14 protein-coding genes are annotated in these 18,055 nt (G+C 63.1%); 6 read left to right on the top strand and 8 right to left on the bottom strand.

Annotation, left to right across the window (positions count from 1 at the left end; all coding sequences use genetic code 11):
- The first annotated feature begins 53 nt into the window (after window positions 1-53).
- Window positions 54-1,271 (top strand): LysM peptidoglycan-binding domain-containing protein, encoded by a 1,218-nt coding sequence (locus tag H147_RS21305; protein ID WP_019953814.1) that lies wholly within the window; start codon window positions 54-56, stop codon window positions 1,269-1,271.
- 52 nt (window positions 1,272-1,323) lie between these two features.
- On the opposite strand, the gene H147_RS0102765 is transcribed toward H147_RS21305, so the two are convergent.
- Window positions 1,324-1,953, bottom strand: a complete 630-nt coding sequence (locus H147_RS0102765) for a response regulator transcription factor (RefSeq protein ID WP_019953813.1) — start codon at window positions 1,951-1,953, stop codon at window positions 1,324-1,326.
- Window positions 1,950-3,374: a cache domain-containing protein gene (locus H147_RS0102760; RefSeq protein ID WP_019953812.1), complete on the bottom strand. Its 1,425-nt coding sequence runs from the start codon at window positions 3,372-3,374 to the stop codon at window positions 1,950-1,952. Before H147_RS0102760 ends, H147_RS0102765 begins: the two co-directional genes overlap by 4 nt.
- A 202-nt stretch (window positions 3,375-3,576) precedes the next feature.
- On the opposite strand from H147_RS0102760, the gene H147_RS0102755 reads away from it, so the two are divergent.
- The 3 genes from H147_RS0102755 (at window position 3,577) to H147_RS0102745 (ending at window position 8,073) form a co-directional block, all read left to right on the top strand.
- Entirely contained in the window at window positions 3,577-4,659 is a 1,083-nt protein-coding gene (locus H147_RS0102755; RefSeq protein WP_019953811.1) for a TRAP transporter substrate-binding protein, read from the top strand.
- A gap of 99 nt (window positions 4,660-4,758) precedes the next feature.
- Complete coding sequence (locus H147_RS0102750) at window positions 4,759-5,703, top strand: TRAP transporter small permease subunit (RefSeq protein ID WP_019953810.1); 945 nt, start codon at window positions 4,759-4,761, stop codon at window positions 5,701-5,703.
- Window positions 5,704-5,718: 15 nt separating this feature from the next.
- Window positions 5,719-8,073: a TRAP transporter large permease gene (locus tag H147_RS0102745; RefSeq protein ID WP_019953809.1), complete on the top strand. Its 2,355-nt coding sequence runs from the start codon at window positions 5,719-5,721 to the stop codon at window positions 8,071-8,073.
- A gap of 39 nt (window positions 8,074-8,112) precedes the next feature.
- Here the strand turns inward: H147_RS0102745 and H147_RS0102740 are convergent, their stop codons facing one another.
- The 3 genes from H147_RS0102740 to H147_RS0102730 all read right to left on the bottom strand — a co-directional run bounded on the left by H147_RS0102740 (window position 8,113) and on the right by H147_RS0102730 (window position 10,069).
- The gene (locus H147_RS0102740) at window positions 8,113-8,919 is read right to left on the bottom strand and encodes an arginyltransferase (protein WP_026352191.1); all 807 of its coding nucleotides are present in this window, start codon (window positions 8,917-8,919) and stop codon (window positions 8,113-8,115) included.
- 142 nt (window positions 8,920-9,061) lie between these two features.
- Window positions 9,062-9,487, bottom strand: coding sequence for a DUF2852 domain-containing protein (locus H147_RS0102735; RefSeq protein WP_019953807.1), 426 nt, complete (start codon window positions 9,485-9,487; stop codon window positions 9,062-9,064).
- A 111-nt stretch (window positions 9,488-9,598) separates the two neighbouring features.
- The gene (locus tag H147_RS0102730; protein WP_019953806.1) at window positions 9,599-10,069 is read right to left on the bottom strand and encodes a YbaK/EbsC family protein; all 471 of its coding nucleotides are present in this window, start codon (window positions 10,067-10,069) and stop codon (window positions 9,599-9,601) included.
- 79 nt (window positions 10,070-10,148) lie between these two features.
- Between H147_RS0102730 and glnE the strand changes: the two genes are divergently transcribed.
- Together glnE and H147_RS0102720 are read left to right on the top strand one after the other, a co-directional pair.
- Window positions 10,149-12,908 carry a bifunctional [glutamate--ammonia ligase]-adenylyl-L-tyrosine phosphorylase/[glutamate--ammonia-ligase] adenylyltransferase gene (gene glnE, locus H147_RS0102725; RefSeq protein ID WP_019953805.1) on the top strand — a complete coding sequence of 920 codons (2,760 nt, stop codon included), beginning with the start codon at window positions 10,149-10,151 and terminating at the stop codon, window positions 12,906-12,908.
- Window positions 12,905-13,180, top strand: coding sequence for a hypothetical protein (locus tag H147_RS0102720; RefSeq protein ID WP_019953804.1), 276 nt, complete (start codon window positions 12,905-12,907; stop codon window positions 13,178-13,180). Before glnE ends, H147_RS0102720 begins: the two co-directional genes overlap by 4 nt.
- 9 nt (window positions 13,181-13,189) lie before the next feature.
- Here the strand turns inward: H147_RS0102720 and H147_RS19255 are convergent, their stop codons facing one another.
- From H147_RS19255 to edd, 3 genes are all read right to left on the bottom strand, one after another.
- Window positions 13,190-15,391: a methyl-accepting chemotaxis protein gene (locus H147_RS19255; RefSeq protein WP_019953803.1), complete on the bottom strand. Its 2,202-nt coding sequence runs from the start codon at window positions 15,389-15,391 to the stop codon at window positions 13,190-13,192.
- Between the two features lie 67 nt (window positions 15,392-15,458).
- The gene (gene eda / locus H147_RS0102710; protein ID WP_026352190.1) at window positions 15,459-16,103 is read right to left on the bottom strand and encodes a bifunctional 4-hydroxy-2-oxoglutarate aldolase/2-dehydro-3-deoxy-phosphogluconate aldolase; all 645 of its coding nucleotides are present in this window, start codon (window positions 16,101-16,103) and stop codon (window positions 15,459-15,461) included.
- Window positions 16,104-16,185: 82 nt separating this feature from the next.
- Window positions 16,186-17,991 (bottom strand): phosphogluconate dehydratase, encoded by a 1,806-nt coding sequence (gene edd / locus H147_RS0102705; protein ID WP_019953801.1) that lies wholly within the window; start codon window positions 17,989-17,991, stop codon window positions 16,186-16,188.
- Window positions 17,992-18,055: the final 64 nt, after the last annotated feature.

Here is an 18,055-nt window from a genome sequence, read left to right as displayed (position 1 = left end):
TTTTGTCAGGGATAGTTGTTTCAAAGGAAACCGACAACAGGAAGGAACGCTCCATGTCCAAACTTGCAGGCCGCGCCCACAAGGCCGGGATGACACGCATGAAATTCACGACCACTTCGGCGATGGCAAGCGTGCTCGCGACCTCGGCCGGATTGCTTCTGGGCGGCAGTGCAAGCGTTGAGGCGCAGGAATTGTGTACGCGCTACACCGTCGTGCGCGGCGACACTCTGAGCCAGATCGCGAGCTCGGCCGGCGTGCAGGGGGGCTTTCAGGTCCTTTTCAACGCGAACACCAATATCCTGCGGTCGCCAAACTTGCTGGAAGTCGGGCAGGTCATCGCGATTCCCTGCGCTGACGGATCCTTGCCCGGTGCCACCGCAGTCGCCGCCGCGGCCCCCGCGCCAGCACCCGCGCCCGTGATCGAAGACCCCGTCGAAGAAGCGGTCGCAGCGCCGGTCGAAGAGGTGGTCGAAGAAGAACCCGTCGCCGTGGCAGAGCCGGAACCGACCCCCGAAACCGCACCCCAGACCCGGACATTGCGCGTTGTCACCGCCGGCGACTATGCACCTTTCACCGACCCGGACCTGCCGGGTGGTGGCCTGTTCACCCAGCTTGTTTTGCGCGCGTTCGAATTGGGTAACCCCGATCAGGAAGTGAACTTTTTCTTCGTGAACGACTGGAATGCGCAGCTTGACAACCTGTTGCCTTCGGGGGCGGTCGATATGGCGTTTCCATGGTTCCGGCCCGATTGTGACCGGGTCGAGATTCTGTCGCCGCCGAACGCGTATCGCTGTACCGCATTCAACCACTCGGACCCGTTCTATGACGCGCTTGTCGGCTATTACACCTTGGCGGGCAGCCCCTATGAAAGGGCGACGGCCTATACCGATCTGGTGGGCGCAAGGCTCTGCCGCCCCGATGCATGGTTCACCTTCGACATGGAGGCCGAAGGGCTGGTGGAACCTGCGATCAGCTTGACGCAGGTCGGTCAGCTGGACTGCTGGCGTCTGCTGGACGCAGGCGAGGTCGATGTCGTGACCTATGATGCGCTGCCGGCCGAAGATGACGCGCGCAGCCTCGACATGATGGACCGCGTCGTGTCGCTCGATGCGCTGACATCCACCGCGACGTTGCATGTTTTCGTTTCCAAGGACAACGCCGAGGCCAATGCGGCACTGCCCGCACTCAACGCGGGGCTGGAAGAACTGCGCCTGACCGGCGAATGGTTCACCATCGTGCGCGAGGGGATTCAGGCAACCATGGAAAACTGATCCCACCCTCCCGGGGATCGCAGGGCCGCCCCTTTGACAAGGGGCGGCTTTGTCATTTTCCGGTGCCCTGCAACACGCCGTTTTCCAGTGCATAGCGTGTCAGACCGGCGGTCGAACTGATCCCAAGCTTGCGCTTGATATTGTTGCGATGCGTTTCCACCGTCCGCACCGAAATATCCAGTGCCAGCGCGACATCCTTGTTCGATTTGCCCTGTGCCAGTGCCAGCAGGATCGTCTGTTCGCGCCCGGTCAGCGGTTCGCGCCCGTCGCGCGGATGTCTTTGGAGCGACACCTTGGCCCCCGTGCAAAGGTATTCTTCGCCGCGCATCACAACGTCGATGGCGGTGCGGATCTCGTCGGTGGGTACGTCCTTGAGGATATAGCCGCGCGCCCCGTGGCTGAGCGCGGCACGGATGTATTCGGGGCTGTCATGCATCGACAGGATCACGACCCGCGTCTGCGGGCGCAGATCAAGGATCATTTCGGCAGCATGCAATCCCGACAGGCCAGGCATATTCACATCCAGAAGGATCACGTCGGGGTTCAACCTGACCACGCTGTCCACCGCCGCCTGGCCGTCGTTCAGCGTCGCCACGACGCTGATGTCGGCATAGCTTTCCAGAATCGACTGGATGCCTTCGGCGACCATCGGATGGTCATCGACGATCACGACCCTGATCATGCCGGTTTGTCCTTCAATGCGCCACTTTCCGGGCCGAGCATATGGCTCAACGGGACGCGGGCTTCAATACTCGTGCCTTTGCCGGGGGCTGAGCGCACATCAAGCGCGCCTCCCAGATGTTGCGCGCGTTCCTGCATGTTGCGCAGCCCCAGCCCGCCGGTGCCGCGCGCGGACGGCGGCCAGACCATGCCGCGGCCATTGTCGGTGATGCGCAGTTCGGCACCTTGCCGGGTGCCGCGCAGGATGATCTCGACCTTGTCGGCCAGGGCGTGGCGTTCGATATTGGTCAAGGCTTCCTGCGCGATCCGGTAAAGCGCAATGCGCGCATCGTCATCCAGCCGGTTACGGAACACCACCGTCTCAAGCGACACCTCGACACCCGTCCGCGCGCTGAATTCATCCGTGAGCGACCGCAGCGCCGCCCCCAGCCCCAGATCGTCGAGGATGCCGGGCCGCAGGTCGCGACTGATCCGGCGCACCTCTTGTATCGCAGAGCCGAGCTGTTCGATCCCCTTGTTCAGGGTCTCGCCGGTTTCCTGCCCCAGCTTGCGGCGGGTCAGTTCCAGCGCATAGCGAATGCCGACCAGCATCTGGCTGATCCCGTCGTGCAGTTCGCGCGCGACGCGCCCTCGTTCTTCTTCCTGCGTGTCGATGATGCGCTGGGTCAGTTGCTGCAACTTGTCGTCGGCCAACCGCCTTTGGCGCACGGTCAACAGGATGCCGCTGAGAAAGACACCCAGTACGGCCAGAATGGCGATGCCCGCGACATAGAAGGAGGTGCGCTTGATTCGGCTCTCGACTTCGGCGCGGGCCGCATCGGCGGTTTCGAGGATGTCGTCGATGAAAACGCCGGTCCCGATCGCCCAACGCCAGCTTTGGTAACCGCGCACGTAGACCTCCATGCGCCCGTACGCGCCGGTGGATGGCTTGGGCCAGTCGAAGGTGTGATAGCCGCCGCCCGACCGGGCGATCCGGATCAGTTCGTCCGTGATCGGCACGCCGTTGGGGTCGGTCAGACCCGCCCAGTTCCGGTTGATCATAAAGGTCTGGCGCGGGGCGACCAGATTGTTGCCGTCATAGTCGAAGACGAAGAAATAGCCTTCCTGCCCGTACAGCATCGCGGCCAGCACGCGGCTGACGGCCAGTTTCGCCTCTTCATCGTCGGGGGTCGCACTGCCGGTGGTGCCTGAGACCGCAGCCATCGCGATCGAAACGTAGTTCGTCAGCTCCTCGCGCTTGGCCGCGATCAGCCGCTGTTCGAGCGACTTCAGTTCGCTTTCCGCAAGCTGGTTGAACTGCGCCGACACGATCAGCCAGATCAGGAACACCGCCACCACGAGGGGCAGCGTCGCCAGCAGGAACAGCTTTTGCCCGTAACTCAGGGTCGCGCCTGCGGGCCAGATGAAAAACCGCGCGTTCATGGCAAAACGATACGTGCAAACCCGGGCCGAGGCAAATGCGATCAGGGTCTTCAACGAACACGCACGACACAATATTTCGCGCCTCTACGTAGTTCTGCGGATAGTCCCGCCTTTTGCGGCGCGATATTCCTTGCGGTGCTAAACAACGGAGGCCTGCAGGCGCACTGCATGACGGGCCATCTTTTATCTGGGAGGAGATTTCATGGACCGTCGGTCTTTCTTGAAGAATTCAGCGCTGGGTGGCTCTGCCGCTGCGGCGACAGCGCTTGCTGCGCCTGCCTATGCGCAGGGCAACCGGACGCTGACCTTTGTCACGACCTGGGGCCGCGGCCTTGCCGGTGTGCATGACAGCGCACAGTATTGCGCAGACATGATCACCGCGATGTCGGATGGTCAGTTGACCGTCGACCTGAAAGCCGCGGGCGAACTCGTCGGTGCATTCGAAGTGTTCGACGCCGTCGCTGCCGGTCAGGCAGACATGTATCACGGCGTGGACTATTATTTCCTCGGCCAGCATCCTGCATTCTCGTTCTTCTCGCAGATCCCGTTCGGCATGACCTTCATGGAATACGCCAACTGGTTCGATCACGACGGCGGCCGCGGACTGGCGGACGAGCTGTACTCGATCTTCGGCCTGAAAACCTTCTCTGCCGGCAACACCGGCCCGCAATCGGGCGGCTGGTTCGCCAAGGAAATGAACACTCCCGAAGATTTCCAGGGTCTGCGTTTCCGGATGCCGGGCCAAGGCGGTCAGGTGCTGGGCAAACTGGGCGCATCGGTGCAGAACCTGCCGGGTGCGGAAGTGTACCAGGCGCTGGCCTCGGGTGCCATCGACGGGACCGAATGGATCGGGCCATGGGCTGACGAGACCGCCGGTTTCCAGGAAATCACCAAGTTCTATTACACCGCCGGTTTCCACGAGCCCGGGCCGAACCTGAACCTGGTCATGAACCTCGACGTCTACGAAAGCCTCACACCAGCGCAGCAGTCGATCGTCGAAAACGCAAGCCGCGCCAGCAGCATCTGGACGATGTCGCTGTTCATGGCCCGCAACGCAGCAGCGCTGTCGCGTCTGCAGGCGGGTGGCGTGCAGGTTCTCGAATTCCCCGATACGATCTGGGATGCGTTCAGCACCGCCGCCGACGAAGTCGTCGCTGAAAACATGAGCGATCCGATCTACGCACGTTGCCACGAAAGCTATTTCGCCTCGATGAGAAGCTCTGCCCAGTGGTCGAGCATTTCGGAAGGCGCCTATCTGGCACAGCGTAACCGCCTGAAAGGCTAAAGCCGATGCCGACACGGTCGGTGTAAAACGGCGGAAGAAGGCCCGCGCAGGTGCTGCGGGCCTTCTTTGCATCGCGACAAAGACGAACGGGGAAAGATCATGGGACTGGTGGACGCATGGGGCGGCAACGCCTTTGGCTGGGTCGCGGCACATCTGATCGAAGCATTCTACAACATCGGTTTCGCGCTGCTGAACCCCGGCCTCTGGCTGGCGTGGGTGCCGCATATCAACGGCCCGATGGAAGCGGACGCCAAGGCGGCGTTGGCGCGGTTCATCTATTACGGCGCCTCGGTCGAGTTTTTCTTTGCGGTGCTGGTGATCTTCCTGATGGTCACGATCGCGGGGATGATCCGCAATTCTTTCATGTGGGGCTGCGTGCGCGCGCTTGAAGGTTTCGCAAACGGGGTCGGGCGGGTTGCTGCCTGGGCCGGGCTTTTGATGGTTCTGCAACAGATCGTGATCATCTTCCTGCAAGGCGTCTTTGCCGTGTCCGACATCAGCCTCGGATTCGGCGTCACCTTTGAACGCCCGGTCAGCTGGTGGTCGGACGAATTGAAACTTTACAACGCCATCGTCATCACGATGTGCGCCACCTACACCTTCGTGCAGGGCGGCCATGTACGGGTGGACCTTGTCTATTCCGCGATCAGCTATCGCGCGAAACGGGTCGTGGACATGTTCGGGTCGTTGTTTTTCATGGTGCCCGCATCCATCGTGATCTGGCTTTATGGCTGGTTCTTCATGTGGCGGCACCTGGTGCTGCCCAATGCCTCGGCCTCGGACACGCTCGACCGTCTGGTCACGCGCTCGCAGGCGTTCCAATGGAACATCGAGACGATCAGCACATCCGCCAACGGGTTCGACGCCTATTTCCTGTTCAAGATCCTGCTTCTGATCTTCACCTTCATGGTGATGGTGCAGGCGGTCGCGTTCTTTTTCCGGTCCTTCCTCGAATGGAAAGAAGGCGAAGCCAGCGAAGGCAAATACCTCGACAAGGACAAGCTTGGCGACGAGACCGCCGACCTTGTCGCAAAAATACATTAACAGGACGGACTTATCATGCTTTTCGGCTTAGATGGCATCGAGATCGGCATCATCATCCTTTTCCTGACGCTGTTCGCGGGCATCCTGTCGGGCTTTCCGGTGGCCTTTGCGATCAGCGGCTCGGCGGTCATCTCATTCGCGATCATCGCCGCACTCGACAGCTCGGGCCTGCTGATCCATGCCGCCGTCGACATGCGGTCGGAGGCTTATCGCGCGCTGATCGCCGAAGGGGTGCGGCCCGATGCGATTTCGGTGTTCCGCTATCCCGACTTGCCGCGATACGAAGGCCCGCTGTTCCCGCAAGGCTGGGAGACCGCGCTCGACCGCAACATCGGCTTCATGGTCAACCGGATCAACGAAAAGGTGCTGGCGGGCAATTCCATCGAAATTCTGCTAGCCGTGCTGATGTTCGTCATGATGGGCATCGTGCTTGAACGTTCGCGCATCGCCGATGAACTGCTGACCACGATGGCGCGCGTGTTCGGCCCGCTGCCTGGCGGTCTGGCCGTATCCATCGTGATCGTCGGCGCGTTTCTGGCGGCCTCCACAGGGATCGTGGGCGCGACCGTGGTGACGATGGGGCTGCTGGCGCTGCCGACCATGCTGAAAAACGGCTATTCGCCGCAACTGGCGACGGGGGTCATCGCGGCATCCGGCACATTGGGGCAGATCATTCCGCCCTCGATCGTGATCGTGCTGCTGGGTACGCTGGCGGGCGATCTTTACGCCACCGCACAGGAACAGCGCGCGCAGCTTGCAGGCTGCAACGATGCGCTGACCTTCCTGGGTGAACCGGCGGTCGTATCGGTGGGTGCGCTGTTTCAGGCGGCCTTGCTGCCGGGTATCCTGCTGGCCGTGCTTTATGCGCTGTATTCCTTTGTCTTTGCGGTCCTGAACCCGACCAAGGCCCCTGCCGTACAATTCAACGAAGGCACCGGCACCAAGACCGGCAGCCGCAATGACAAGCTGACGTGGTTCCTTGCCGTGCCGGTCGGAATCATCGGGCTGACCATCGGCCTGAATCAGGTCGGTGTCGTGGGCAGCCAGTCGGTGCTGGTGGGCAGCTTCACCGATGCGGGCCAATCGGCATCGCTGCGGACCCGCGTCAGCCCTGAATGCGCGGCCAGCATGATCGACCTGCACGGGCAAGAGGCATGGGATACCGCCGTCGCCGAACAGGCCGAGATCGACGCCGCAGGCGGTGTGACCCAAGCGCGGCAATTGTCGCCCGAGGAACGTGCCGAACTGGTCGCGCAGCGCGCGGTCGATGCGCCGCCCATCGGGACAGGTCTCGCCATCGTCGCCGTGATTCTGGGTCTGATGCTGGCGCTGGCGCGCGGTGTCGCCCCGATCGCCGACCATCGCCCGCTGTGGATCGGGGCGGCAGGTGTCGGGCTGTTGCTGCTTGTCGATGTTGTGCTGATTTCGGCGCTGACGACACCGGGCATGACCGCCGTCTTGATCGCGGTGCCGCTGCTGGTCGCCAATCCGGGGCTGCGTGCGGCAGCCGGTTATCTGGCGCAGAACGATATCCTGCGGGTGATCTTTCCGCCGCTGGTGCTGATCGTTGCTGTGCTGGGGTCGATCCTCGGCGGGATCACCAACCCGACCCCCGCCGCGGCCTTGGGTGCCGGTGGGGCAATCCTGCTGGCGGCCTACCGCAAGCGCAAGGATCAGGGGCTGTCCGGACGTATCGTTTTGCTGACGGCTGCGGCCATCGTGCTAATGCTCGTGGTCGGTTACAATTTCGATATGCGCATGGGCCGCGAAATTGTTCCGCTGGAGGACCGGCTTGCCTTCATCGTGGCGTTCGGCGCGTTCCTTTATGCGATGTTCGGTCTGCTGTGGTCTTGCTGGGTGTTGCTGGCGGGGGGCGTTCTGGCGCCTGTCGTGCGTGAAACCGCCAAGGTCACGGCGATGGTTTTTGCCATCCTCATCGGGTCGCAACTGTTGAACCTTGTGCTGATCTCGTTCGGCGGGGAACATTACATCCAGCAATTCCTGCGGTCCTTCGATAACGAATGGCAGGTGTTCCTGCTGGTTATGCTGGTGTTGTTCATCCTCGGCTTCGTGCTGGATTTTCTGGAAATCATCTACATCGTGATCCCGATTGTCGGCCCCGTGATCTATGGCGGCACGTTCGATCCAAAATGGGTGACAATCATGATCGCGGTGAATCTGCAGACATCGTTCCTGACGCCGCCCTTCGGGTTCGCGCTGTTCTATCTGCGCGGCGTGGCGCCCAAGTCTATCACGACCGGCCAGATCTATCGCGGCGTGCTGCCGTTCATCGGCATCCAGATCGGCGCATTGCTAATCCTTGCGTTCTTTCCTTGGGTTGTGACGATCCTGCCCAATCTGCTGGGGTGATGCTAAAGGGGCGGTGCCTGAGCGCCGCCCCATTTTCGTTCAACTGCGCCCGTCGGGCAGATTAATCCGCGCGACCTGTTCGGCAATCGGTTCGGTCGACAAAGGATGCACGGCGGTCTCGAAACTGTCGGGGGACGTCAGGCGCGACCAGACACCGTCGCGGAACACTTCGAGCCCCGCGAACTTCGCCTTGTACCCCATCTTGGGACTGCCGGGCACCCAATAGCCCAGATAGACATAGGGCAGGTCCAGTTCCTGCGCGATGCGGATGTGGTCGAGGATGATGTAGGTCCCCAGCGACAACCGCTCCAGCGCGGGATCGAAGAAGGAATAGACCATCGACAGCCCGTCATCGAGGATATCGGTCAGGCAAACCGCTTGCAGCACGCCCGCATCGGTATATTCGATCAGCCGCGACCGGATCGGCGTTTCCTCGACCATGGCGGCGAATTCGAACATATCCATATCCGCCATCCCGCCGGTCGCATGGCGGCTGTCAAGGTAGTCGCGGAAAAGATCGTATTGTTCCTCGGTCGCCCAGGGCGATGTCGCGCGCCGGTGCAGATGGCGGGCGCGGGTGGTCACACGGCGCTGGCTCCGTGACGGGGTGAAGGCCGCCACATTGATCCGCGCTGACATGCACGCCGAACATTCCGCGCAGGACGGCCGATACAGCACGTTCTGCGACCGGCGGAACCCCTGTTTTGAAAGGGAATCGTTCAACTTTGTCGCGTTGTCGCCCTGTAGCGCTGTGAACAGCTTGCGTTCCATCCGACCCTCCAGATACGGGCAAGGCTGCGGCGCTGTCACATAGAACTGCGGTGCGATGGGAAGAGTATGGCGCATGTAGGGACCTGTATGGTTTCGCGAAGCTTAACAATCCAAAACCTTTGCGCCAAGCCCCCTGTCGTCCGGTGCGTTAATCCGCGCTGACAGACGCAAAACGGCCCGCAATTGCGGGCCGTTCGGGGCGTGTGGGGCGGGCGCCTCAGGTCTGTGGCGCGTCGGGTGTCATGTTCGTCGCGGCGGCCTTGCGTTCGCGGTCGTTCATGAATTCGTCGAATTCGGCCTTGTCCTTGGCGTCACGCAGACGCTTGAGGAAGGCTTCGAACTTTTGCTGTTCGTCCTCCAGACGGCGGATCGTTTCGTCGCGATAAGCGTCAAAGGCGGCGTTCCCGCTCGATTTGGTCATTGGCATGCTCCAGTCGGCTTTCTTGCACGAGGTGCGCGCGAACATGCCCTTGCCCCAGATCATATAGCCAAGAATGGCCAGTCCGATGGGCCAGAAGACGATAAAGCCCAGCACCATCGCGGCGATCCAGGCACCTTTGCCGCGCGCATCAAGCCACGCCTCGGTACGGGCAAAAAAACCGGGGCGGGTGTCGTAAGTCATGGCCGTGTTCGTGGTCATCATGCTCTCCTTCAAGGCAGCAGGGTTGATGTGAATGCGTTTCACATCACCGATATTGGATCCATGCCTTTCGATTGCAAGTGAATATGTGAAGGTTTTTTACATTACCGCAAATCAGGCAATGAAATCAGCAATTTGCGCGCCTGAAATCTGCAATAATTGCTGTGGTGCGATAGGGAACATATGCCGTGGCGTGCCCGCTGCTGCCCAGATCTGCGCGAAATCCAGCAACCTTGTATCGAAAAAGGCGCGCGGCGGCGACAGGTGACCGATGGGCGCGACACCGCCGATGGCAAAGCCTGTCTGCGCACGGATCAAGGCGGCATCGGCCTTGGCCAGCGGTTCGCCCGCGACTGTGCTGGCCTTGCCTTCATCCACCTGATTGCCGCCCGCCGTGATGAACAGGATCGCCCGCCCGCTGTTCTGGCCTGCAAAGATCACCGATTTGGCGATCTGGTCGATGGCGCAGCCTGCCGCATCGGCGGCCTGTTGTGCCGTGCGGGTCTGGTCGCCCATTTCCAGCGGGGTGATCAGGACCCCGTGATCTTCCAGCGCGCGGATGACGCGGGTCAGGCTTTTGCTCATATGATATGCTCCTCTCTGGCGCAGCTTAGCGGGGCCTTGGCGATTGACCAGCCCCGCGCTTGCACCCAATGTGCGGGGCATGAGCATTGCCCGTCGCATCACCCGCTGTCCCCGCCCGTATGACCCTGCCCTTGGCGCGGATATCCTGACGCAACTGCCTGGCTTTGCGCCCGAAGTCGGCGATTTGCTGGCAGGAACCGCCGGATGCAGCCCCTATCTGGCCGGGCTGATGGCGCGGGAAAAAGAATGGCTGCCGGCAGCACTGGATGATCCCGAACGGGCCGTGGACAACCTGCTGACCGGGCTTGAGACAGTCCCGCTCGACGCGCTGCCCGCGCATCTGCGGCAGATGAAGCGGCGGATCGCGCTGGTCGCGGCACTGGCCGATCTGGGCGGCGTCTGGCCGCTGGACACCGTGACCGGCACGCTGACGCGCTTTGCCGATGCGGCTGTCGCCGCCTGTGTGACGCGCCTTGTCGCGGCCGAGGTTGCGCGCGGCAAACTGCCGGATGGCCCCCCGCAGGACGCGGCGGGCATGGTCGTGCTGGCGATGGGCAAGATGGGCGCGCATGAACTGAATTATTCCTCGGACATCGACCTGATTTGTTTGTTCGACGACAGCCGTTTCGCCCCCGAAGATGTGTTCGAGGCGCGCACCGCCTTTATCCGCGTGACCCGCCGGATGACCGCGATCCTGTCAGAGGTGAAGGACGGCGGCTATGTGTTCCGCACCGATCTGCGGCTGCGGCCCGATGCCTCGGTCATGCCGGTCTGCCTGTCGATGGACGCTGCCGAACGATACTACGAAAGCGTGGGCCGGACGTGGGAACGCGCCGCCTATATCAAGGCGCGCGTCTGCGCGGGCGATCAGACAGCCGGTGCGCGGTTCCTCCAAACGCTGCGCCCTTTCGTCTGGCGCAAGCATCTGGATTTTGCGGCCATTCAGGACGCCCATGACATGCGGCTGAAAATCCGCGATCACAAAGGGCTGGGCGGGCCGGTCACGCTCGAAGGGCATGACATGAAACTGGGGCGCGGCGGCATCCGCGAGATTGAATTCTTCACCCAGACCCGCCAGTTGATCGCGGGCGGGCGCGATGCGTCGCTGCGCCTGCGCGGCACGGGCGAAGGTTTGCAGGCACTGGCGGGTGCGGGCTGGATCGGGCCTGATGTGGCGGAAACGCTGCGCGACCATTACCGCCACCACCGCGAGGTTGAACACCGCGTCCAGATGTTCGCCGATGCGCAGACCCATCATCTGCCGCAGGATGCGGCGGGGTTCGACAGGCTTGCCGCCTTCATGGACCGCGATGTCGTGGAATTGCGCGGTGACCTGACCCGCCGCCTTGCCGATGTGCATGCGTTGACCGAGGGGTTTTTCGCCCCCGATCCAAAGCCCGAAACCCAGATCACATGGGGGCAGGAGGTCGTGGCGCGGTGGCAGGCCTATCCCGCGCTGCGATCCCCCCGCGCGACCGAGATTTTTGACCGCCTCATCCCCCAGATCATGGCCAGCCTGCAAGAGGCCGCGCGCCCCGACGAGGCGCTGGCCCAATTCGACGGCTTTCTGGCGGGGTTGCCCGCCGGTGTTCAGCTGTTTTCCCTGTTCGAAGCCAATCCCCAACTGACCCAGTTGATCGTCGATATCGCGGCGACCGCACCGGCGCTGGCGCAATACCTGTCGCGCAATGCCGCGGTGCTGGATGCGGTCATTGGTGGCGCGTTCTTCGACCCTTGGCCCGGCATGGCCGCGTTGCGCGACCAGTTGGGCGCCACGCTCGCGACGCATCCCGATTATGAAAGCCAGTTGATCGCGGCCCGCACATGGGCGCGCGAATGGCATTTCCGCATCGGCGTGCATCATCTGCGCGGGCTGATCGACGCCGCGACGAGCGGCACGCAATATGCCGATCTGGCCGAAGCGGTGATTGCGTCCCTGTGGCCGGTGATCGTGGCGGAATTCGCGCGCAAGCATGGTGCGCCGCCGGGGCGTGGCGGCGCGGTTGTGGCGATGGGCTCGCTCGGGGCGGCGCGGTTGAACGCCGGGTCAGACCTTGACCTGATCGTGATCTATGATCCTGCCGGTGTCGATGCATCGCACGGGCCGCGTCCGCTCGCGACGCGGGCCTATTTCGCGCGGCTGACGCAAGCCCTCATCACGGCCCTTTCGGCGCCGATGTCCGCGGGGCGCCTTTACGAGGTAGACATGCGATTGCGCCCGTCAGGGCGGCAGGGGCCGGTCGCAACATCCTTTGACGCTTTTGTCGATTACCAGAACAAGGACGCCTGGACCTGGGAACATCTGGCGCTGACCCGCGCGCGGCCGGTCACGGGTGATGCGGACCTTTGCGCCGATATCGAGGCGTTTCGCCGTGATCTGCTGGTGCGCAAGGGGCAGGGGGCGGGTGTCGTGGCGGATGTTGCGGACATGCGTGCGCGTCTTGCGCAGGCCAAAGCCCCTGAAAGTGCCTGGGATGCGAAAACCGGGCCGGGGCGGTTGCAGGATATCGAGCTTTGCGCGCAGACCGCAGGCCTGATCGCGGGCAGCCCCGCGCGCGAGATTGATGCGCAATTGCATGCGGGTGTTGCGGCCGGCTGGCTTGATGATGCGGATGCGCGGGTCTTGTGCGATGCCGCGCGCCTGTTCTGGAAACTGCAGGCGGCGGTCAGGCTCTTGACAGGGGGGGTGCTTGACCCGAATGCTTTGGGCGAAGGAGCCCGCCGGATGATCCTGCGTGAAACCGAAACCCCCGATCTCGACGCGCTTTTGGCGCGGGTGACGCAATTGCAAATGGCGGCCGATGCTGTGATCAGCCGCAGATTGGACGGGACCGGATGAAGGGTGATCTGCACGACACGAAGGCACTGATCCGCGAATCCTACTTGATCGATGGCATCACCGAGGCCGAATGTCGCACGATCTTTCTTGATTGGGTATTGGGGTTGCCTGTCGATCAAGATGTCGAAACCGCCGTCCGCGCGTTGCTCGCGCGGCATGCCGACACGCCGACAGATCACCCGATGACCCGGACGTTGCAGCATGCCTTGCAGGAGGCCGGACACCCCCGGCGTCGCGGCGGGCGCAAGGCCCGTCTGGGCGTCGGCGAATAGGCCGATCATCTAGAAATCCGTCCAGCTGCCGGGGGGCGCGGGTGGCGTTGTCTTGCGCTGAGACGTCCTGAACTGCGGCTGTCCGCCCGGGGTCCGGGTCCGCAGGATTGCGCCTTCGAGCGGTTTGATCGCCGCCTCTGTCATGATCGGTGGCTGGGGCTGGCTGATCGTGAAACCGCTGATCAGCTGGCCCAGCGTCGCTGTCGCCTGGTCGAGCGTTGCGCCGCGCGACAAGGTGTCCTGGACCATGGCTGCGTTGCGTTGGGTCACCTGATCAAGCTGGTTGACGCCCAGATTGATCTCGGACATGGCGACGGATTGTTCCTGTGCGCTGGTGGCGATCTGGGCGGTCATTCCGGCGATCTCGTTGACCTGCGCAATGATGTCTGTCAGCGCCGCGCCGGCATCGCCGACCAACGTCGACCCGTGTTTGACATGGTTGCTGCTGTTGGCGATCAAAGAGGTGATTTCTTTTGCGGCCTCTGCCGATCTTTGTGCCAATGCGCGCACTTCGGCCGCGACCACGGCGAAGCCGCGCCCGGAATCGCCCGCGCGTGCCGCCTCTACCCCGGCGTTGAGCGCAAGCAGGTTGGTCTGGAACGCGATATCGTCGATCACGCCGATCACCTGAGTGATATGGCGCGACGACGTCGCGATTTCCGACATCGCCGCCACCGCCCGCACCACGACATCGCCGTTCGTGCGGGCCTGCGCGCGGGCGGTCTCGACCGTGGCTTCGACCGAACGGGCATGATCGGCGGCCGACCTTACGCTGGCGGTCAGTTCGTCCAGCGCGGCCGCTGTCTGTTCCAGTGTCGCCGCCTGATTTTCGGTGCGTTGCGACAATTCGGTGGTCGCCGATGTCGTCTCGCGCACCGTCGCCGCGATCAGGCCGGTCGTGCCGGCCACCTGACCGATCACCGATTGCAGCGCGCTGACGGCCATGTTGAAATTCCGCCGCAGATCTTCGTATTCCGGCGCGAAAGAATCTTCGACCTGCAACGTCAGATCACCTGCGGCCAGGCGCGCAAGCTGGGTCTGAAGCGTTTCGACGACCTTTTGCTGCGCGCGCTGCATGTCACGGCGTTCGGCATCGGCTTGCAGCCGCGCGATTTGTGCGTCGCGGAAGACGCCCAGGGCACGCGCCATCCGGCCCAGTTCGTGACCGTGATCACTGCCCGGGATCAGGGCTGCATTGTCGCCCGCCGCAAGCCTGTCAGTGGTGTCGGCAAGCACGGCGATGGCGCGCGTGATGGACCGACCGACCACAATCGTGGCAACCAGAGCGACCGCCAGTGCCAGCACCCCGGCGAGCGGAATCACCATCCGCAGGTTTTCGATAATGCCGCTGCCTGCCGTGCGGTTTGCTTCTTCAGCCAGTAGAATCCCTTGAAACAGGGTGTCGAGCCGGTCCAGCACTTCCTGCCCCAATGGGTCCAGCCGCGTGGTTGCCTGGGTATTGGCGGCACGCGTGCTGGCGGAAAACCCATCAAAAGCTGCGATCAGCGGTGGCACATCCGCCGCCAGTTGCCCGATCCGTTCCTGCGTATAGGCCCCGCCGCCGGCCTGTGTCAGGCGCGTCATCGCCGCTGCGAAGGTTTCCAGCGCGGCCTGTGCGGCGATCCGGTCGTCATCCGCGCGTGTCGCAAGATAGCTGGCCATGCGCACCTTGGCTGCGTCGAAGTCCTGTTCGGCCGCACCTGCCGCAAAGACCAGCGGCGGCAGGCCCGAGGTGCTGACGGCATTGACGATCGCCGCAAGCCCCGCCTGCAATTTGTCCCCGTCTTCGATCAAGGTGGTCCGTGTTGCAGCGGCGGTCTCCCGCAGGGCGACGATCTGGCTGAAAACGGCCTTGTAGTCTTGTGCCAGCGCGAGCAATCGGTCGATTTCCGCACGCTCCGCCGTGCCGGGTACAAAGGCAGCGGGGATCGTCGGATCACCCAGCACCGCGTCGATATTATCGGCTACGACCATTGCCATCGTGGGCGATTGGTCCGCGCCATAGGCGGTCGCGGCCACATTTGCGGCATAGACATTCTGAATGAACCGGCTGGTCGCTGTGTTTTGCAACGTGGTTCCCGCCTTTTCGGTGAAACTGTCGCGCAGCCTGTCAACCGAGGCGTAGGAAAACAGCGACAGGCCGAGAATCAGCAATGTCAGGACCAAGAAACTGCTGTTGATGCGCCGTGCAACTGACCACCGATCAAGCATGCAATGTCCCCATTCCGTTCAGAACGGGTGATACGGGACAAGTCCTAATGCAAGATGAAGTCTGCCTCTAGGTGCGTGACAGCGCTGCAGCCTGGGCTGCAAGCGCGGTGATGCCTGTCCAGTCGCCCGCGTCGATCAGCTGCTTGGGCGCGACCCACGATCCACCGACGCAGAGCGTGTTCGCCAGCGCCAGATAGACGGGCGCGTTCTGCAAGGTCACGCCGCCTGTGGGGCAGAATTTGACCTGCGGGATCGGCGCGCCGATGGCCTTGAGGGCGGCCGCCCCGCCATTGGCCTCGGCGGGAAAGAATTTCTGCACAGAATAGCCGCGTTCCAGCAGGCGCATCGCCTCGGATGCGGTGGCGGCACCGGGCAGAAGCGGCAGGTCGTTGGCCTCGCAGGCGTCAAGCAGGCGGTCGGTTGCCCCGGGAGCTACGCCGAACGTGGCCCCTGCCGCCTTGGCGTTTTCGACATCTTTGGGTGTCAGCAAGGTGCCAGCCCCCACATGCCCGCCGGCAACAGTGGCCATTTCGCGGATCACGTCGAGGGCGGCGGGCGTGCGCAGGGTCACTTCCAGCGCGGGCAGACCGCCTGCGACCAGCGCGCGCGCAAGATCTGCGGCGGTGCTGGCATCCTCGATCACCAGAACGGGGATCACAGGGGCGAGAAGGCAGATTTTCATCGCGGCGGCGGAAGCATCCTGAGGGGTCATGTCCAGTCTTTCTGAAGATATGGCCGGAAGAACTGCGCTGCCTCCGGCGGGAGTATTTTGGGAAATAAGAAGGTGGGGGGCGTCAGACGACGACGCCCGCACCATCGGCGGAAGGACCTACGCTGCGGCGGAAGATTTCGAACAATTCGCGCCCGACGCCGGTGCCGTTGCCGGTCAGATCGGCCTGCGCGGGGCTGCGGGTGGCAAGGTCCACGCCCAGCACTTCGATCGTGCCTTGGGTGGCGTCCAGACGGATCACATCGCCGTCGCGGATCAGGCTGATCGGGCCACCGTCCGCGGCCTCGGGCGAGACATGGATGGCGGAAGGCACCTTGCCCGAGGCGCCCGACATCCGCCCGTCGGTGACAAGTGCGACCTTGAGCCCGCGGTCCTGAAGAACAGCCAGCACCGGCGTCAGGCTGTGCAATTCGGGCATGCCGTTCGATTTCGGCCCCTGGAACCGCACCACGACCACGGTGTCACTGGTGAATTCACCGGCCTTGAAGGCCTCTTTCACGGCATCCTGCGTGTGAAAGATCCGCGCGGGCGCTTCGATGATGTGGCGTTCGGCGGCGACGGCAGAGGTCTTGATCACGCCGCGCCCGAGGTTGCCTGTCAGCTGGATCAGCCCGCCCGATTTCTGGAACGGGTCGGAGGCCGGGCGCAGGATCTTGTCATTGGCGGATGTTTTCGGCCCGTCGGCATAGGTCACGCCATTGCCCGCCAGCTTGGGTTCGCGCGTGTAATGGTCCAGCCCCTTGCCCGCGATCGTCGTCGTGTCGTCGTGCAGCAGACCTGCATCCAGCAATTGCCCGATCATATAGGCAAGGCCACCTGCGGCATGGAAATGGTTCACATCCGCGAGCCCGTTGGGATAGACCTTGGCCATCAGCGGGGTCACGGCGGAAATATCGCTGAAATCCTGCAGATCGAGGATCACGCCTGCGGCGCGCGCCATGGCGGGCAGGTGGATGACAAGGTTGGTGGACCCGCCTGTCGCCATCAGCCCCACGAGCCCGTTCACGAAGGCCCGTTCATCGAGCACATCGCACACAGGGGTATAGGCATTGCCAAGCGCGCTGATCGCCAGCGCGCGTTCGGTTGCAGCGACGGTCAGCGCCTCGCGCAGGGGTGTGCCCGGATTGACGAAAGACGCGCCCGGCATGTGCAGGCCCATGAATTCCATCAGCATCTGGTTGGTATTGGCCGTGCCGTAAAAGGTGCAGGTGCCCGGCCCGTGATAGCTGGCCATTTCGGCGGCCATCAGCGCGTCGCGCCCGACCTCGCCTGCGGCGAATTGCTGGCGCACCTTGGCCTTTTCGTCATTGGGCAGGCCAGAGGTCATCGGCCCCGCTGGCACAAAGATGCCCGGGATATAGCCGAAGGTGGCGGCGGCGATCACAAGACCGGGGACGATCTTGTCGCAGACACCCAGATAGATCGCGGAATCGAACACGTTGTGCGACAGCCCCACCCCTGCGGCCAGCGCGATCACGTCACGCGAAAACAGCGACAGTTCCATGCCGGTCTGGCCTTGGGTCACACCGTCGCACATCGCAGGCACGCCGCCTGCGACCTGTGCAGTGCCACCGGCCGCACGGGCGGCGGCGCGGATCTTGTCGGGATAGGTCTCGAACGGCTGATGCGCGGACAGCATGTCGTTATAGGCGGTGATGATCCCGATATTGCCTGCACTGGTCGCTGTCAGCGCGTCCTTGTCGGCACCCATCGCGGCATAGGCATGCGCCTGATTCCCGCAGGTCAGATGGGCGCGGCGCGGCCCGTCGGCGGCGGCGCGCGCCATCGTGTCCATATAACGGCGGCGCGGCCCTTCGGAACGGGCGCGAATACGGTCGGTCACGGCGGCGATGGTCGGGTGAAGCGGCATCTTGGTCCTCGTCTTTCTCTTTGGGCAGACTTAGCAGAAAGTGTTAGCGCTAACAAGGGTAGGG

This window comes from Yoonia vestfoldensis DSM 16212 (genome assembly GCF_000382265.1).
In the GTDB taxonomy this organism is placed as follows: domain Bacteria; phylum Pseudomonadota; class Alphaproteobacteria; order Rhodobacterales; family Rhodobacteraceae; genus Yoonia; species Yoonia vestfoldensis.
This window is presented reverse-complemented; position numbering and strand designations above follow the sequence as displayed.

What these genes read in the sequence shown, in the direction of transcription:
- H147_RS21305 (WP_019953814.1), top strand. Translation starts at nt 54, where the DNA reads ATGTCCAAACTTGCAGGCCGCGCCCACAAGGCCGGGATGACACGCATG.
- H147_RS0102765 (WP_019953813.1), bottom strand. Translation starts at nt 1,953, where the DNA reads ATGATCAGGGTCGTGATCGTCGATGACCATCCGATGGTCGCCGAAGGC.
- H147_RS0102760 (WP_019953812.1), bottom strand. Translation starts at nt 3,374, where the DNA reads ATGAACGCGCGGTTTTTCATCTGGCCCGCAGGCGCGACCCTGAGTTAC.
- H147_RS0102755 (WP_019953811.1), top strand. Translation starts at nt 3,577, where the DNA reads ATGGACCGTCGGTCTTTCTTGAAGAATTCAGCGCTGGGTGGCTCTGCC.
- H147_RS0102750 (WP_019953810.1), top strand. Translation starts at nt 4,759, where the DNA reads ATGGGACTGGTGGACGCATGGGGCGGCAACGCCTTTGGCTGGGTCGCG.
- H147_RS0102745 (WP_019953809.1), top strand. Translation starts at nt 5,719, where the DNA reads ATGCTTTTCGGCTTAGATGGCATCGAGATCGGCATCATCATCCTTTTC.
- H147_RS0102740 (WP_026352191.1), bottom strand. Translation starts at nt 8,919, where the DNA reads ATGCGCCATACTCTTCCCATCGCACCGCAGTTCTATGTGACAGCGCCG.
- H147_RS0102735 (WP_019953807.1), bottom strand. Translation starts at nt 9,487, where the DNA reads ATGATGACCACGAACACGGCCATGACTTACGACACCCGCCCCGGTTTT.
- H147_RS0102730 (WP_019953806.1), bottom strand. Translation starts at nt 10,069, where the DNA reads ATGAGCAAAAGCCTGACCCGCGTCATCCGCGCGCTGGAAGATCACGGG.
- glnE (WP_019953805.1), top strand. Translation starts at nt 10,149, where the DNA reads ATGAGCATTGCCCGTCGCATCACCCGCTGTCCCCGCCCGTATGACCCT.
- H147_RS0102720 (WP_019953804.1), top strand. Translation starts at nt 12,905, where the DNA reads ATGAAGGGTGATCTGCACGACACGAAGGCACTGATCCGCGAATCCTAC.
- H147_RS19255 (WP_019953803.1), bottom strand. Translation starts at nt 15,391, where the DNA reads ATGCTTGATCGGTGGTCAGTTGCACGGCGCATCAACAGCAGTTTCTTG.
- eda (WP_026352190.1), bottom strand. Translation starts at nt 16,103, where the DNA reads ATGACCCCTCAGGATGCTTCCGCCGCCGCGATGAAAATCTGCCTTCTC.
- edd (WP_019953801.1), bottom strand. Translation starts at nt 17,991, where the DNA reads ATGCCGCTTCACCCGACCATCGCCGCCGTGACCGACCGTATTCGCGCC.